Source organism: Xanthomonas albilineans (assembly GCF_002939705.1).
Taxonomy (GTDB): domain Bacteria; phylum Pseudomonadota; class Gammaproteobacteria; order Xanthomonadales; family Xanthomonadaceae; genus Xanthomonas_A; species Xanthomonas_A albilineans.
Genome location: NZ_MDCB01000003.1, coordinates 333,875 through 348,801 on the forward strand (window position 1 = coordinate 333,875; position 14,927 = coordinate 348,801).

Annotated in this window: 11 protein-coding genes and 1 pseudogene; 8 read left to right on the top strand and 4 right to left on the bottom strand. The window is 62.5% G+C overall.

Features of this window, described 5'->3' with window-relative positions:
- Positions 1 to 12: 12 nt before the first annotated feature.
- Both XalbCFBP2523_RS04555 and XalbCFBP2523_RS04560 read left to right on the top strand, forming a co-directional pair.
- A complete protein-coding gene (locus tag XalbCFBP2523_RS04555; protein WP_045766415.1) occupies positions 13 to 714 on the top strand; it encodes a glycosyltransferase in 702 nt (233 codons plus the stop codon).
- A 214-nt stretch (positions 715 to 928) separates the two neighbouring features.
- The gene (locus tag XalbCFBP2523_RS04560) at positions 929 to 2,080 is read left to right on the top strand and encodes a GGDEF domain-containing protein (RefSeq protein WP_230595980.1); all 1,152 of its coding nucleotides are present in this window, start codon (positions 929 to 931) and stop codon (positions 2,078 to 2,080) included.
- Between the two features lie 163 nt (positions 2,081 to 2,243).
- On the opposite strand, the gene XalbCFBP2523_RS04565 is transcribed toward XalbCFBP2523_RS04560, so the two are convergent.
- A complete protein-coding gene (locus tag XalbCFBP2523_RS04565; protein WP_080928158.1) occupies positions 2,244 to 5,225 on the bottom strand; it encodes a bifunctional diguanylate cyclase/phosphodiesterase in 2,982 nt (993 codons plus the stop codon).
- Between the two features lie 470 nt (positions 5,226 to 5,695).
- On the opposite strand from XalbCFBP2523_RS04565, the gene XalbCFBP2523_RS04570 reads away from it, so the two are divergent.
- Both XalbCFBP2523_RS04570 and XalbCFBP2523_RS04575 read left to right on the top strand, forming a co-directional pair.
- Positions 5,696 to 6,313, top strand: a complete 618-nt coding sequence (locus XalbCFBP2523_RS04570) for a hypothetical protein (protein WP_045766418.1) — start codon at positions 5,696 to 5,698, stop codon at positions 6,311 to 6,313.
- A gap of 304 nt (positions 6,314 to 6,617) precedes the next feature.
- Entirely contained in the window at positions 6,618 to 8,711 is a 2,094-nt protein-coding gene (locus XalbCFBP2523_RS04575; RefSeq protein ID WP_045766419.1) for a TonB-dependent receptor, read from the top strand.
- Positions 8,712 to 8,826: 115 nt separating this feature from the next.
- On the opposite strand, the gene XalbCFBP2523_RS04580 is transcribed toward XalbCFBP2523_RS04575, so the two are convergent.
- The 3 genes from XalbCFBP2523_RS04580 to XalbCFBP2523_RS04590 are packed head-to-tail and all read right to left on the bottom strand — an operon-like array spanning position 8,827 to position 9,908.
- Complete coding sequence (locus tag XalbCFBP2523_RS04580) at positions 8,827 to 9,045, bottom strand: hypothetical protein (protein ID WP_045766420.1); 219 nt, start codon at positions 9,043 to 9,045, stop codon at positions 8,827 to 8,829.
- Positions 9,026 to 9,475 carry a type II 3-dehydroquinate dehydratase gene (locus XalbCFBP2523_RS04585; protein ID WP_045766840.1) on the bottom strand — a complete coding sequence of 150 codons (450 nt, stop codon included), beginning with the start codon at positions 9,473 to 9,475 and terminating at the stop codon, positions 9,026 to 9,028. Before XalbCFBP2523_RS04585 ends, XalbCFBP2523_RS04580 begins: the two co-directional genes overlap by 20 nt.
- A gap of 10 nt (positions 9,476 to 9,485) precedes the next feature.
- The gene (locus XalbCFBP2523_RS04590) at positions 9,486 to 9,908 is read right to left on the bottom strand and encodes a hypothetical protein (protein WP_012917435.1); all 423 of its coding nucleotides are present in this window, start codon (positions 9,906 to 9,908) and stop codon (positions 9,486 to 9,488) included.
- 197 nt (positions 9,909 to 10,105) lie between these two features.
- Between XalbCFBP2523_RS04590 and XalbCFBP2523_RS04595 the strand changes: the two genes are divergently transcribed.
- The 4 genes and pseudogenes from XalbCFBP2523_RS04595 to XalbCFBP2523_RS04610 all read left to right on the top strand — a co-directional run.
- Positions 10,106 to 11,698, top strand: coding sequence for an APC family permease (locus tag XalbCFBP2523_RS04595; protein WP_045766421.1), 1,593 nt, complete (start codon positions 10,106 to 10,108; stop codon positions 11,696 to 11,698).
- Between the two features lie 584 nt (positions 11,699 to 12,282).
- Positions 12,283 to 13,749 (top strand): glycoside hydrolase family 5 protein, encoded by a 1,467-nt coding sequence (locus XalbCFBP2523_RS04600; RefSeq protein WP_230599166.1) that lies wholly within the window; start codon positions 12,283 to 12,285, stop codon positions 13,747 to 13,749.
- Between the two features lie 207 nt (positions 13,750 to 13,956).
- Positions 13,957 to 14,106, top strand: a pseudogene (locus XalbCFBP2523_RS04605) (ATP-binding protein); the annotation flags it as partial.
- A gap of 500 nt (positions 14,107 to 14,606) precedes the next feature.
- Positions 14,607 to 14,927: cellulase family glycosylhydrolase (locus XalbCFBP2523_RS04610; RefSeq protein ID WP_158250772.1), on the top strand; the 321-nt coding region annotated here is incomplete at its 3' end.

Here is a 14,927-nt window from a genome sequence, read left to right on the forward strand (position 1 = left end):
CATCATACCGACGTGATTTCGTTCATCGTCCCCGCCCACGACGAAGCCGCCTTGATCGGCGACACCCTCGCCTCGCTCCACATCGCCGCGCAGGCGTTGCGGCTGGAGTACGAGACGCTGGTCGTCGCCGATGCCTGCTCCGACGACACCGCACAGATCGCCCGCCGGCACGGCGCGCAGGTGCTGGAGGTGCAGTTACGGCATATCGCTGCAACACGCAATGCCGGCGCCGCAGCCAGCCACGGCCACCACCTGGTGTTCGTCGACGCCGATACCCAGGTCAATACGCCACTGCTGGCGGCCGCGTTGCGTGCCCTGCACAGCGGTGCGGTCGGCGGCGGCGCCCGGGTACGCATGCTCGGCGACATCGCCTGGCACGAGCGCATGGGGCTAGCCGCATTCGGTTGGCTGTTCCGTTGCACAGGCATCGCACCCGGCTGCTTCCTGTTCTGCACGCGTCGCGCGTTCTTCGCCGCCGGGGGCTTCGACGAGCGCTATTACGCTGGCGAGGACGTGGCATTGAGCCGCACATTGGCACGGCAGGGACGCTTCGTAATCCTGCGCGAACAGGTGTACAGCTCCGATCGCAAACTGCGCAGCTTCAGCAAGAGCGAACACATGGCATTACTGCTGCAACTGCTACGCAACGGCCGCGGCATGCTGCGTTCACGCGATGGACTCGACTTCTGGTACGGGCCTCGCCGCAGGCGCTGAGCGCACAGCCACGGCTGTCGAGACAGATATGCCCTGCCACAGCGACAGTGACGAACAGGTGATGCCGAGGGACCAGCCACCCCCCTAAACACCAGGCAAGTCAAGCCTTTGGGGCCTCTAAACTGCCCTATAATCGACCTCATTCTGAATCTTCTCGCAGCCGCGGACTGGGACACCTGTGGAATGGATTACGCATTTAGTCAGCAATGACACGTTGTTTATTGTCAACGCGTTGCTAGCGGCGGTCTCGTCCCTGATGTTCCTTGCCCTGTACATGACCGGTCGCAAGGTACAACGAGTCAGGGGGCTACTCATACTCAGCTTGAGTTATGCCGCATACGCCGCCGGCTTCGGAGTGATTATGCTGCCGGCGTTCGGCATCGACTTCCCGCATGTGAACATAGTGGGCAACCTCACCCTAGACATGGCCACCATACTGGCCCTGTTCGCGGTCAGCGCCTACTTACGCCGGCCGCTACTGCAATGGTGGGTGCTGCTTCCCGTCGCGGCAATCGGCGTCGCCGAGGTTTACTTACTGCAAAAATCGGACAAAGACTATTTCATCATGGTGATCTTCGGCTGCAGCCTGCGCGGCCTGCTGACTATCGCCACCGGGATCATGCTCTGGCACCACGGCAGAAAGATCTCATGCATGGCAGCACGTTTCACCGCCATCTTCCATTTTCTCTGGGCACTGATGCTGTTGTCGCGCATCGGCTGGTGGTCGACCCATCCCGATGCGGATATTGACTACGATCCTACCTCCACCTTCGGACTGCTCTCGCGCATGGTGCTGACCTCCATCATCACGCCCGGCTTTCTGTGGATGCTGACCCATAAGATGAACGACGAATTGATTCGTCATGCCTCGCAAGATGCTCTCACCGGGGTCGCCAATCGGCGCGTCATGTGGCAACACGGCGAATCCAGCGCTCAGGAAGCCCGACGCAAAAGTGAGCCCGTGGCGGTACTGATGGTCGACATCGACAATTTCAAAGCCATCAACGATCGCCACGGCCATGCCGTAGGCGACATCGCCCTGGTGACGATCGCCAATTTAATGTCACAGCAGATCCATCGCCCAGACCTGTTGGCTCGGGTCGGCGGCGAGGAATTCATGATCCTGGTTCCCCATGGCGACGAAGCGGCTGTGCACGCATTGGCCGAGCGCCTGCGGCGCACCATCGAATCACAGCCGGTTCCCGAACCATCTGGCGACACGCTGACGTGTACCGTGAGCATCGGCTACTGCATTTCCATCCAAGCGCAGGCCGAATGGCAAACGCTGGTCGTGGCCGCCGACCAGGCGCTATACACGTCCAAGCGCAACGGACGCAATCGCGTGACGGGGACGGTCCTCAGCTGAGCGGCGAACAAGATCGACACATGCGCGCACGGCAATCGTCCTATTTACCACGCTATCTCGGCATGCCCGGGGCTTCGACCACCGTGGATCTACTCTGCAAGCCGCCACGCCGCTAATAGACCGGCGGAATTGCTGTCGCTCCCCGACCACCACCGCATCAACCTCATGCGGCAACCGCACCGAGCATTTGCAGCACCTGCTCCAGCGGTGCTGGACGACCGAGCAGGTAACCCTGCACGCTGCCGCACCCGTGTGCGCGCAGCCACTGCAGTTGCGCTTGGGTTTCTACACCTTCGGCAACCACTTCAAGCCCCAGGCTGCTGCCTAGAGTCAGCAACGCATCGCAAATGGACGCATTGCGCGCATCGCCATCCACGCCGTCGATAAAGCTGCGGTCGATCTTCAGCGTATCCAGGGGCAAATCGCGCAGATAGGCCATGCTGGAAAATCCGGTACCGACATCATCCAACGCCACTCGCACGCCCAGCGCGCGCAACCGCTGCAACACTTCGCGCGCCTGCTGCGGCTGACGCATCAGGCTGCTCTCGGTCAACTCCAGATGCAAGCCGTCTATGCCCAACTCGGCATCGGCGCACGCCTGTACCAAGTCCGCCACCAGATCGCCATCGAAAAATTGCAGTGCCGACACATTCACCGCCACTGGCAAATCCGACCAGCCATGCCGCGCCAGCTCGCGGCGCGCCTGCGCCGCCGTCCGCATCACCCAGCGCCCCAGCGGCAGGATCAAGCCGGTGTCCTCGCACACCTGGATGAACTGGTCCGGCGGAATGAAGCTGCCATCGGCCTGCGGCCAGCGGATCAGGGCTTCAAGCACACGCGGCGCGCCGCTGTCGGCATCCATGATCGGCTGGAAGTACAGCACGAATTCCTCACGCTCGATCGCTTCGTGCAAACGTCCTGCCAAGCGCAGACGTTCGCCGATGCGCACGGACATGGACCGGTCGAAGCGCACCAGGCCACACCCATCGGCCTGCGCCGCATGTGCGGCCTGCGCGGCGCAACCGATGGCTTCTTCGGCATCGACGGCATCCTCCGGGCACAATGCCACGCCGATATGAGCCTGCAGTTGCAAGCTAAAATCGCCGCCCTGCACCGGTGCCGACATTGCCTCCAACAGCGCCTGCAACGCCTGCTCCAGCGCCTGCGGCTCCAGTACCGCCAGCACGAAATACTCTGCGGGCTGGTGCGCGGCCAGGCCAAAGCGCTCCCCCAGGCCGCGCAGACGTTCGGCCACCGCGCCGCGTACCGCGTCGCCGGTCGCCCGACCCAGGGTATCTCCGATCAGCGCCAACCCGCGCAACTGCACGTAGGCGATCGCATAGGCGTGGCACTTATGCGCACGCAAGGCTTCGGCCAATGCGTGCGGATTGAACAGCCCGGTAGCGACATCGTGACTGGCGCGGAACGCCAGTTCGCGCTCATGTTCCAGGCGCTGCGTGACCTCTTCTGCCAGAATCAGCCGCGCAGGCATGCCGGCGAACTCCAGATCGGCACTGTGGACGCACACCGACAACAAACTGCCGTCCTTGCGCCGATGCGTCCATACGTCCGGTGCGCTAAAGCCCACCCGCGACGTCCGCACATCGCACAGCAACCGCACTGCATCCTCGCGCGGATGCAAATCGAGCAGGCTCATTCCCAAAAATTCATCGCGACTGTAGCCATAGTGGCCGACGGCGGCCCGATTCACTTCCAGGAAGCGCAGACTGTCCACTGCAAATACACAATATGGCAGCGGATTGCGATCGAACATCAAACGAAACTGACGCTCGGCATCGAGCAGGCGTGCCTGCACCGCGAGCCGCTCGGTGACGTCCTGTACCGCACCGGTCATGCGCAGACCGTCTTGCGTTTGCACCAGCGCGCCTCGCGCGGCCAACCAGCGCACCCGGCCATCGGGCATGTGGATGCGATACACGGCGTTGTATTCGCCACGGCCATGCACCGCATCTTCATACAGTTGCGCCACCCGCATGCGATCTTCGTCGTGTACCTGTGCGAGAAATTCATCCACGCTCAGCTGCATCCGCTGCAGGCCGAACATGGCTCCCGTGGGTTCGGACAGCGACATTAGACGGCGTTCCGTATCGATGCGCCAGGTGCCGATGCCGCCCATGTCGCATGCCAGGCGCAGCTCTTCGTCGCCACGACTCAGCCGCTGCAGTAAGTGCCGCTGACGACGTTCAGCGCGACGCAGGCTCCCCAGCAGGTAAGCGAAACCGAGCAAGTAGAGTAAATAGGCCGATGCGGCCGCAGCGACGAACCAACGCCAACGCACCAGCGCCTCGCGCACTCCCAACCCAGCCACCACCCGTAATGGATATGCCTGCCCTCCACTGATCGCCAGCATCCTGGGTTCGGCGTCGAACACCTCCTCGCGCACCCCCAGCGCGGCGCGCGGCGTCAGTCGCCCATGCAGTAACGGTCGCAGCCGTTCCTGCATGTCGGCGCGTGGACGGTTCGTGACCAGCGGCATGCCCTGTGCGTCGATCAATGCGACCACCCCATCGGGTCCGATGTCGACATCGCGCACGATGTGTTGCAGCGCAGCGACACGCAGTTGCGCCACAATCCAGTTTCCGCCTGCCGACGATACCGCGATGGGCAGCACGACCTCGCTGTCGGCCAACCGTTGCGTCGGCCCGACGCACACCCGGCTGCCGCCGCAGTGCGCGCCCGTGGTCCACGTAGGAAGTTGCCGATCGCCAGCGCCTCCGAAACGTCGCTGTCCCTGAGCATCGAGCACCGCCACCGCGCGCAACTCCGGATGCCGTGTCAGCAATCCGCGCAGCGAAGCCTCGATCAAGCCCGGTGCACGCGTCGGAGCATCGGCCAGAAATGTCTGTGCGCTCACACCCTGGCCGCGCAGCGACCGACTGAGATTGGCCAATTCCAGCTGCAACAGACCGTCGGCGCTGGTCGCCAAGGCGAGGCTCTGCCGCTGCGCCGTAGCCAGCCGGTTATGGTGATCCTGCGCCAATACCAGCACCATTGCGCATGCCAATAGCACGGCCAGTAACGCCCCCCAGACCACGATCGCACGCAATGGCGCACGCACGATACGCCGCAGGCTGTGCCCAAAGCGAATGTCTTGCTTCCTGTCAGCGATCAGAGTGTGCGGCATTAAGATTGGACGCTGAATTGGTATGGCATACAACGGCCTGAAATTACGTATCTTGACTGTGCGCAATACGGCTTTGTTCAGCCATGTAAAAAAGGCATCACGACCTGTCCGATCACGGCGACCGATGTGCCAATCCCCGTGGCCCGATACCGATACGGCGACAACAGCGCTACACCGGCACTCAAGACCTCAGCGGCACGACCACCCCTCGTCGTCGTGCCCGAGAATGCGCTGCGGACCTGCACCGGATCTAAGGGTCGGGTGGGCGAAGCAGCAAGTTAACCGTCGCAATGCGGCGATCTGTCTCAATAGGGATCGACGCTCTGTGATGACGCGTCTCACCAGCGACCAGGCGCCGCGCCCATGTGCGGTCGCAGCATGCGTTTGCCGGCCACTGTGCTAGAAAGAAGGTGCTTGAAGATCGAAAACGACATTCCGCCTCCGTCACCGCATCTACCAAGGAGCCTGTCATGATCGCTTTGTTCAAAGGGTTGGGTTTGCTGCTCGAAGACAATGCGCTGCACCAGCGCTCGTTTCCCGAACAAGTCGCGCACTGGCAGCACAAGAGCGAGGCACAGCTAAAAGAGGAAGTCGCGCTGCTGGCCAAGGCCAAGCAACAGTGGCTGGTGGCATCGATCATCGGCTGGCAGGCGATCTCGCTGATCCTCCTCGGCGTGATCACCGCGCAGTTGTGGCAGCACGACTATCACTTGACCTTCTCGCGCATCGTCATCGTCTTCTCCTCGTGGGTCGCGATCCTGTTCGTGATCTGGTTCATCGCCAACATGTTCGACCGCACGGCCGGTTTCGAGCGCTGGCTCACCGCGTTCAATAGCCGCGAGCGGCTCTCCGCCGACGCCGACACCGTAGAGTGCGTCGCCGATGCACTGAACATGGCGCGCAAGTATCCGGAAATCCTGGACTACAAGCGCGAGGTGGTGGCCCGTCGCGAATTACGCCATGAGGACATCCGCATCATGCGCGAGATGGGCCGTATCCGCTTGCATGCCGAATTGGTCGCCTCGTTGATCCAGTTCGAAGGCACGCCGCCCGGCGGCCACAGCGGCGTGTTCCGCGTCGCCAGCTAACCTGGTCGCAAGACCTAGTGCAGCAGTCAACAACCGGCCTACGCAGCTTGACACGCTGCGTAGGCCATCGCGCTGGATGATGACGTACGACCGGCCATCGCGACGGTCACCGCAGACGCCGTAGCCGCACGCAAGGCGTCTCGATAGCAAACCGAACTCCCCCGGTCAGGCGCCTGGCCAGGGCGATGTCGACATGACCGACCACGCATCGCCTGTCGGCCATGCCCGCATGGCGTCAGGGCATTCCCAATCGGCCTTTCGCGAAATATAATCATTCTCGATTAGGACTCCCCCGACCCCCTCAATGACCATGCACCCTCTTTCGTTCGCCTGCTTGCTGGGCATGGCGATCTGTACGTCTGTCCACGCAACCGATGTCGCCGATGCCGTCCCCCAGGCGACCGCCCTGCCGACCATCGAAATCCACGCCGACACCCAGAACGATTTCCACAGCGCGGCCCCGGTGCAGACCGACAAGTCGGACGCGCCGCTGGCGCAGACCCCGCTCTCGATCACCGTGGTGCCGCGCGCGCTGCTGGACAGCCAGCAATCGCTGACCCTGGCCGACGCCCTGCACAACGTCTCCGGCGTGGTCGCCAACACTTACGGCCGGCGCGGTTGGGACGACCTGATCATCCGCGGCCAGACCGCTTCGGACGCACTGTTTGTCGACGGCCTGCGCACCGCCGGCAGCAATCGCGTCGCCGAGCAACTGTTCGGCATGCAGCAAGTGGAAGTGCTCAAAGGCCCGGCGTCGCTGCTCTACGGACAAGTACTGCCGGGCGGGTTGGTCAACCTGATCAGTAAGCGCCCCGGCACCGAACCCATGCGCCGGGTCGATCTGGGCCTCGGCAGCGATGGCCTGCGCCAGGGAAGCCTGGATCTCAACCAGCCGCTGTCGGCCAACAGCAAGGCCGCGCTACGGCTCACCGCACTGGCGATGAACAGCGACGACCCCACCGAACACGTGTATTTCCGCAGCCGCTGGATCGCACCGGCACTGGCGCTGGACTTGGGCGAACGCACCGATTTCGTCTTGCTGACCAGCTACCAGGAGCGCGACTACATCCGCCAGCAGGGGCTGCCCTGGGAAGGCAGCGTCGACCCCAATCGCAACGGCAGGATCGACCGTACCCTGTTCACCGGCGAACCCGGGCAGACGCCCTACCATAGCCACCAGAGCCGCTTGGGTTACGTACTCGACCATCGTTTCGACAACGGCTGGAGCCTGCACCATGCCGCACGCTGGCAGGCATTCGGCCTGGATGGCCTGCTGATCGCCAGCAACGGCCTGGCGCCCGACCTGCGCACCCTGCGCCGTACCGGCATGCAACAAGCATTCGACGGACGCGCCTGGGTGCAGGACACCTATCTCCAGGGCGATTTCCTCACCGGTTCCTGGCAGCACACGCTGACCGCCGGCGCCGACGCGTTCAAAACCTGGGAGTGGAACGTGCAATCCACCTGCCAGGTCGGCACGTTGAACGTATACGCGCCGGTCTACGGCAGACCGATCGTGTGCCCGACCACACCCAGCCGCGACACGCTCAACGTGGTCGCCTCCGGCGGCGCGTATCTGCGCGACCGCATCCAGTTCGCCCCCGACTGGCAGTTGCTGCTGGGCCTGCGCCACGATCTCAGTCACAACCGCAGCAAGGACCGCGGCGCCGGTGCCCAAACCCGCAACGACACCAACGCGACCACCGGCTCGGCCGCGCTGATGTTCGATACCGGCGGTGGAGTGCACCCCTACGCCAGCGTCGCCACCTCGTTTTATCCCAACGTCGGGACCAACGTGCAGGGAGCCACGTTCGGTCCCGAACACGGCCGCCAGATGGAACTGGGCGCGAAGATGGAAGTGGGTGCCAGCACCAGCCTGAGCGTGGCGTTATACGACTTGCGCCGACGCAACGTGCTACAGAACGATCCGCTCCACGACGGCTACAGCATCGCGGTGGGCGAACAACGCAGCCGCGGCGTGGAACTCAATGCCGCCGCCGACCTGGGCAGCGGACTGAGCCTGTTCGGCGGCTACGCCTATACCGATGCAGTGGTCACCGACGACGGCGGACAACGCATCAGCAGCGTCGGACAGCGTCTGAACAACGTGCCAAGACACAGCGGCTCGCTGTGGCTGCAGTACGCCGCACACGGCGCGGCCGATGGCTGGAGCATCAGCGGCGGCACCCGCGCCGAGGGCGAGAAGAGCGCCTATGGCCACCGCATTCCTGGCTACATGGTGTTCGATGCCGGCTTGGCTTATCGCCAGCGTCACTGGCACTACGCGCTGAACCTGAAGAACGCGTTCGACCACGATTACTTTACCGGCGGCCTGCAACGCGCTGTCGCCCTGGGCGATCCGCGCACCTTGTTGTTCTCGGTAGGCGTGGATTACTGAGCATACGAATGCACAGACAATGATCGCTGCGCAAGCGCACCACTATATCGTGACACCATCGCCATCGCCATCGCCATCGCCATCGCCGGGCTGACGGGCAATACGCCCGCAACCGTTACAAACGGCTGACGCTGCGGATACGGATATCGCCACTGTCCACACCATGTCGCCGCGCAGCCTGATCGCGCATGCGCTGCAGCAACAAGTCCGGATCCAGCGGCGCGTCGTCGCACCAGCTGTGCGCCAATGTCCCCCAGGCAACGCGTTGGCCGTAACTATAGGCGTCGTAGTCGGCCAGGTAGTGACGCGTGTACTCAAGGACCGACGTGGACATCGCCTTCGTCACCATGATAGCCAAGATGTTCGAGCGCGATCGACAGCGCCAGCGCATAGCCCTTTGCGCAATCGCCACCGACCTGCCCCAGACGTTGCGGCGATGCCGTCCGCAGACACGGTTCGCGACAGTCGCAAGTATCGTCGTGCACTTCCACGTATGGCCGCTGCAACTGCGCCACAGCGGCAGCGGTCGCGGCGCTATCCGAGCACGCGCCCGGATCCAGCAACAGCACCTCCACCCCGCTCCGATCGGCTTGGGTCAGCGCCTGCAACAGTTCCCTCTCGCTGGCGCAACTGCGCACCGCCAGACTCTTGCCGGCCCGGCCAGCATGGTCCAGTAAATGGGTCATCACCGGCGCAGCGATACGCGCCGGGCGACCACGATGACCGGCCACGCTCTCCGGGCCTCGAAGCAACACAATCGCCATGGGCGCATCCTCAACCTGCCAGTGCCGCACGCGCGCCGAGACGACGCTCGGCCACGCCCAATGCAATCGCATAGCTATCGGCCAGCGCGCCATTGGCGATCACCGTCAGCAACGGCGCGTGGTGCGGCTGCAATAACGGCTCCAACGCCTGTGCACTGGCGTCGTGCACTTCGATGTAAGGATGGCCCAGCGCATCGAGTGCCGCGCGCAATTGCGGGGCGTGATCGGCCAGGTCTGCGGCTGGCAGTTCACCGGAATCCAGCAGCACCAGTTCGGTCTCGTCGTGGGCCCCTTGTTGCAACCGGGCCACGATCTGCGCTGCATCGGCACAGGCCACTGGCACCACATGCGCAGCGTGCGAGGCGGCCAGCCGCTGTGCCGCGGCGATGGCCGGCGCATCGCGGTGCGGGCCCTGTATCAGCAGAATCGACATGAAATACATCCAACGGAAACGACGTGCCGCACTCTAGGCCCGTGCGGCGTAAGCGCGCTATGGTCAGATGGGCACGTGGACATAAAGCTTGCGTAAGACCATAGGATTCGAAAGCGGGGCTCCCCGCACAATCACTGGTGCGACCTCGTCATGTATCTGCGATCATCTCGGGCCTGCTGCTGCGTCCGGACCCCGCCATGACCCAAACCGCTCTGCGCCGCGATGTCGGCCCATTCGCTCTAATGTTGACCGGCCTGGGCTCGATCATTGGCTCCGGCTGGCTGTTCGGCGCCTGGCGCGCCGCCGGGCTGGCCGGCCCGGGCGCGATCTGGGCCTGGGTGCTGGGCGCCTTGATCATCACCACCATCGCCCTGACCTACGCCGAGCTGGGGGCGATGTTCCCCGAATCCGGCGGCATGGTCCGCTATAGCCATTACTCGCATGGTTCGCTGGTCGGCTTCATCGCCGGCTGGGCGAACTGGATTGCGATCGTGTCAGTGATCCCGGTCGAAGCCGAGGCCTCGGTGCAATACATGGCGTCCTGGCCATGGCAATGGGCGCAGAACCTGTATATGCAGCAAGCCGGCGGCCACGGCGAGTTGTCGGTCCCCGGCCTGATCATCGCCGCGGTATTGGTGCTGGTGTATTTCCTGCTCAACTTCTGGAGCGTGAAACTGTTCGCACGCTCCAACAGCCTCATCACCGTGTTCAAGCTGGTGGTGCCAGCGTTGACCGGCATCGCACTGATCGCCAGCGGCTTCCACAGCGAAAACTTGCACGTGGGACTGCACGGGGGCGCTCACAGCATCGACTTCGCTGCGGTACTGACCGCGGTGGCCACCGCCGGCATCGTGTTCAGCTTCAACGGTTTCCAGAGCCCGGTGAACCTGGCCGGGGAGGCGCGCAATCCCGGGCGCAGCATCCCATTCGCCGTGCTCGGCTCGATCGCGCTGGCAACCGTGATCTATCTGCTCCTGCAGGTGGCCTACCTCGGCGCGGTGCCGCCCGATCTGCTGGCCAAGGCCGGCTGGCACGGCATCGATTTCCGCTCGCCGTTCGCGCAGTTGGCGATCATCGTCAACCTACACTGGCTGGCCATGCTGCTGTACGTCGACGCCTTCATCAGCCCTAGCGGCACCGGCATCACCTACACCGCCACCACTGCGCGGATGATCTACGGCATGGAACGCAATGGCACCATGCCCAAGGTGCTCGGCCAAGTGCATCCGCACTGGGGCGTACCGCGCCCGGCGATGTTCTTCAATCTGGCGGTGTCCTACCTATTCCTGTTCTTCTTCCGCGGCTGGGGCACATTGGCGGCGGTGATTTCGGTGGCAACCATCATCTCCTATCTCACCGGCCCGATCAGCGCGATGGCACTGCGACTGCACGCACCGGAAATACACCGGCCGCTGCGCCTGGCCGGTCTGCCGGTGCTGGCCGCGGTAGCCTTCGTGCTGGCCACCGAACTGCTGTACTGGGCGCGCTGGCCGCTGACCGGCAAAATCATCCTGCTGATGCTGGTGGCCCTGCCGGTGTATGCCTATTACCAACATCGCCAGGGCTGGCAGGACTTCCAACGACACCTGCGCGGAGCCAGTTGGCTGATCCTCTACATGCCAACCATTGCCGTGCTGTCGTGGGCCGGCAGCACCACCTTCGGTGGACATGGCTACCTGCCCTACGGACCGGACCTGATCGTGGTCGGCGTGGTCGCGCTGGGGTTCTATTTCTGGGGTGTGCGCTCTGGATGGCGCACCCCGTCGCTGCAGCAGGCCAGCACCCGCTGAGGCCGATACCTCCAGCTCATGGACTTCGTCAAAATACAAGGCCCGCGTCTGGATCAACGCGCAAACGCGGTGAATTGTTTGGCATCAACATGATCCGGCCTCGACAGCGATGCTGAAGCCGGCTCCGGAATGATGGAGCGTGGTCGAGAAGATCCTCGGCAATCCGACCTGATCCAGCAACGACGCTGACTCCCGGGGTGGCAACCTCGGGCCGCAGCTTGCATCAAGCTGCCCGTGCCAACCAAGCATCTGCTGCTCTGTCGCCGCGCGCCTATGCCCCGACGTGAGCAAACAATCAGACTGCCGCACTTCCAATACGCGACGATGCGATCAACAGCCGCCTCCAAATAGCGGCACAGTTCGCATTTTTCCAACCGATTGCAAGCTGGCGATCCACAAAACGCATCGCGGTCACATTAATGATGCGTAATCCTTGGACAAGTAAAACCGATGTGCGGAAGCTCACGACTTCTCTTTCCGACATTCTCGATCATCACCTTCATGTAATCAACTCCCCCTATACAAATTTAGGCCGGCCCATTTCGTGCTGACCATTATTGGAGAAACGCACGATGAGTAGGTCAATGAGACCCCGTATTACCCGCTGTCTGTTGGCAGCGGCGTTAATGCTGGCAAGCAGTTCGGCATGGAGCTACACCATCAAGGGCGGCCAGGTCATGGACGACAGCGGCAAGCCCGTGCAACTACGCGGCGTCGCCTGGTTCGGTTTCGAAACCCCGCTACACACCACGCATGGTCTGTGGGTGCGCAACTGGAAGGACATGATCACGCAGATGCAAAGCCTGGGCTTCAATGCCGTGCGCCTGCCATTCTGCCCGCAAAGCCTGCAGGCTGTGTCGCCCGGCAGCATCGACTACAGGCTTAACCCAGACCTGCAAGGGATGAATTCATTGCAGTTGATGGACACGATCATCAAGGAACTCAGCAGCCGCGGCATGTACATCCTGCTCGATCAGCACTCGCCCGATTGCAATACGATCACCGAACTGTGGTACACCGACTCCTACAGCGAACAGCAATGGCTGGCCGATTTGACCTTCGTCGCCAAGCGTTATGCCAATGTTCCAGGCGTGATCGGTCTTGACCTGAAGAACGAGCCGCACGGCTCAGCGACCTGGGGCACCGGCAACACCTCCACCGACTGGAACTCGGCGGCAGAGCGCGCCTCCGCGGTCGTTCTGAACGCCGCGCCGAGATGGCTGATCATTGTCGAAGGTATCTACACGAATCCGAGTTGCTCCAGCAACACCGCCGCCCACTTCTGGGGCGAAGACCTGGAACCGCTGGCCTGCACCCCGCTCAAAATCCCGGCCGATCACCTGCTGCTGACCCCGCATATATACGGCCCGGACGGGTACATGCAATCCTACTTCAACGACCCCAACTTCCCGAACAACATGAAAGCCATTTGGGAGCAGCACTTCGGCCAGTTCGTGCAAGCCGGTTATGCGCTGGTGCCGGGCGAGTTCGGCGGCAATTACGGCCAGGGCAAAACGAAGGAAAAGGACGTGGCCTGGCAGAACGCGCTAGTCGATTATCTGACCAGCAAGAACATCCACGGCGGCTTCTACTGGGCGCTCAATCCGAATAGTGACAACATCGGCGGCATCCTCAACGACGACTGGACCACGGTGCGCACCGACAAGGTGGCGATGTTGCATAAGCTGTGGGGCACCGACGGTGGTGGTGGTGGTGGTGGTGGTGGTGGTGGTGGTGGTGGTGGTGGTGGTGGCAATGGCAATGGCAATGGCAATGGCAATGGCAGTGGCAGTGGCAGTGGCAACTTCAGCACTCATGTCATCGTCGACAGCGATTGGCATGCCGGCTATTGCGAGCGCGTGCAGGTGACCAACACCGGTAACACCGCAGGCAACTGGGAACTGACCATGCCGATCAGCGGCAAGGTCAACAATCTGTGGAATGGCAATTGGAACCAACCCGACACCAACCTAAACGTGAAGGGCGTGGATTGGAACAAGACCCTGCCCCCTAGTGCCACGGCCGAGTTCGGCTTCTGTGCCGTGCGCTGATCCCACGCAATAACAGCGTCATCGTGCGCACTGTACGGTGACTGCCAACGGCAGCGTGGCAAAACGCGGCCGTTGGCGCTTTTGGCCATCGCAACGCGTTGAACACACGTTGCAGACATCGACGATGAAGAGCGAAGCAAGCACAGCCGTACCGATCCTTATTAGGCGCCATGCATTCTCTCGCTGGCGCCGGTTGCAGCTGACATTGCATTCGCCGACGATCAAACGCTCACCGCAGCGATGCTCGACAGGCTCCTGCACCACGCCCACATCGTGCAGATCACCGCAGAGAGCTACCGATTGAAGGACAAACGCAAGGCAGGCCAGACGGCAAGGAGGGTAGCGGCGGTCACTTGACCGACGCGTGCGCTACTCGGACGGAGTCGCACAGGACGTAGCCCGAAGCGGCCGAGCAGCGCGATGAAGAAGACCCCGGGTGGGTCAGATTTAAATCGGCGTTGACACGCAGCTTGGATCAAGTTAAGCGCGCCGACCAGACCAAGCGTCTGCGGCTGTCGCCGCGCGCCTATGGCCCGACGTGAGCAAACAATCAGACTGCCGCACTTCCAGTGCGCGACGATGCGATCAACAGCCGCCTCCAAATAGCGGCACAGTTCGCACTTTCCGAACCGATTGCAGACTGGCGCCACAAAAAAGCATCGTCGTCACGTTATTGATACTCAATCCGTGGACAAATAAAACCGATGTGCGGAAATTCACGACTTCTTTTTCTGAAACTCTCAATTATTACCTTGCAGGTAATTTCCAATAGGTAATTGCCTACCACGAGGTAATTACCACACACAACTTTAGGTCGGCCCATTTCGGGCCGACCATCTATTTTGGAGAGAAGGACAATGACTAGGTCAATGAAGCCCCGCATTACTCGCTGCCTGCTGGCAGCGGCGTTAATGCTGGCCAGCAGTTCGGCATGGAGCTACGCCGTCAAAAGCGGGCAGGTCGTGGACGACAGCGGCAACGCCGTGCAGCTGCGCGGCGTGAACTGGTTCGGTTTTGAGACCCCGGAACATATCGCGCATGGTCTGTGGACGCGTAACTGGAAGGACATGATCACGCAGATGCAGAGCCTGGGCTTCAATGCCGTGCGCGTGCCATTCTGCCCACAGACCCTGCATGGCGCGTCGCCCGGCAGCATCGACTACAGCCAAAACTCAGAC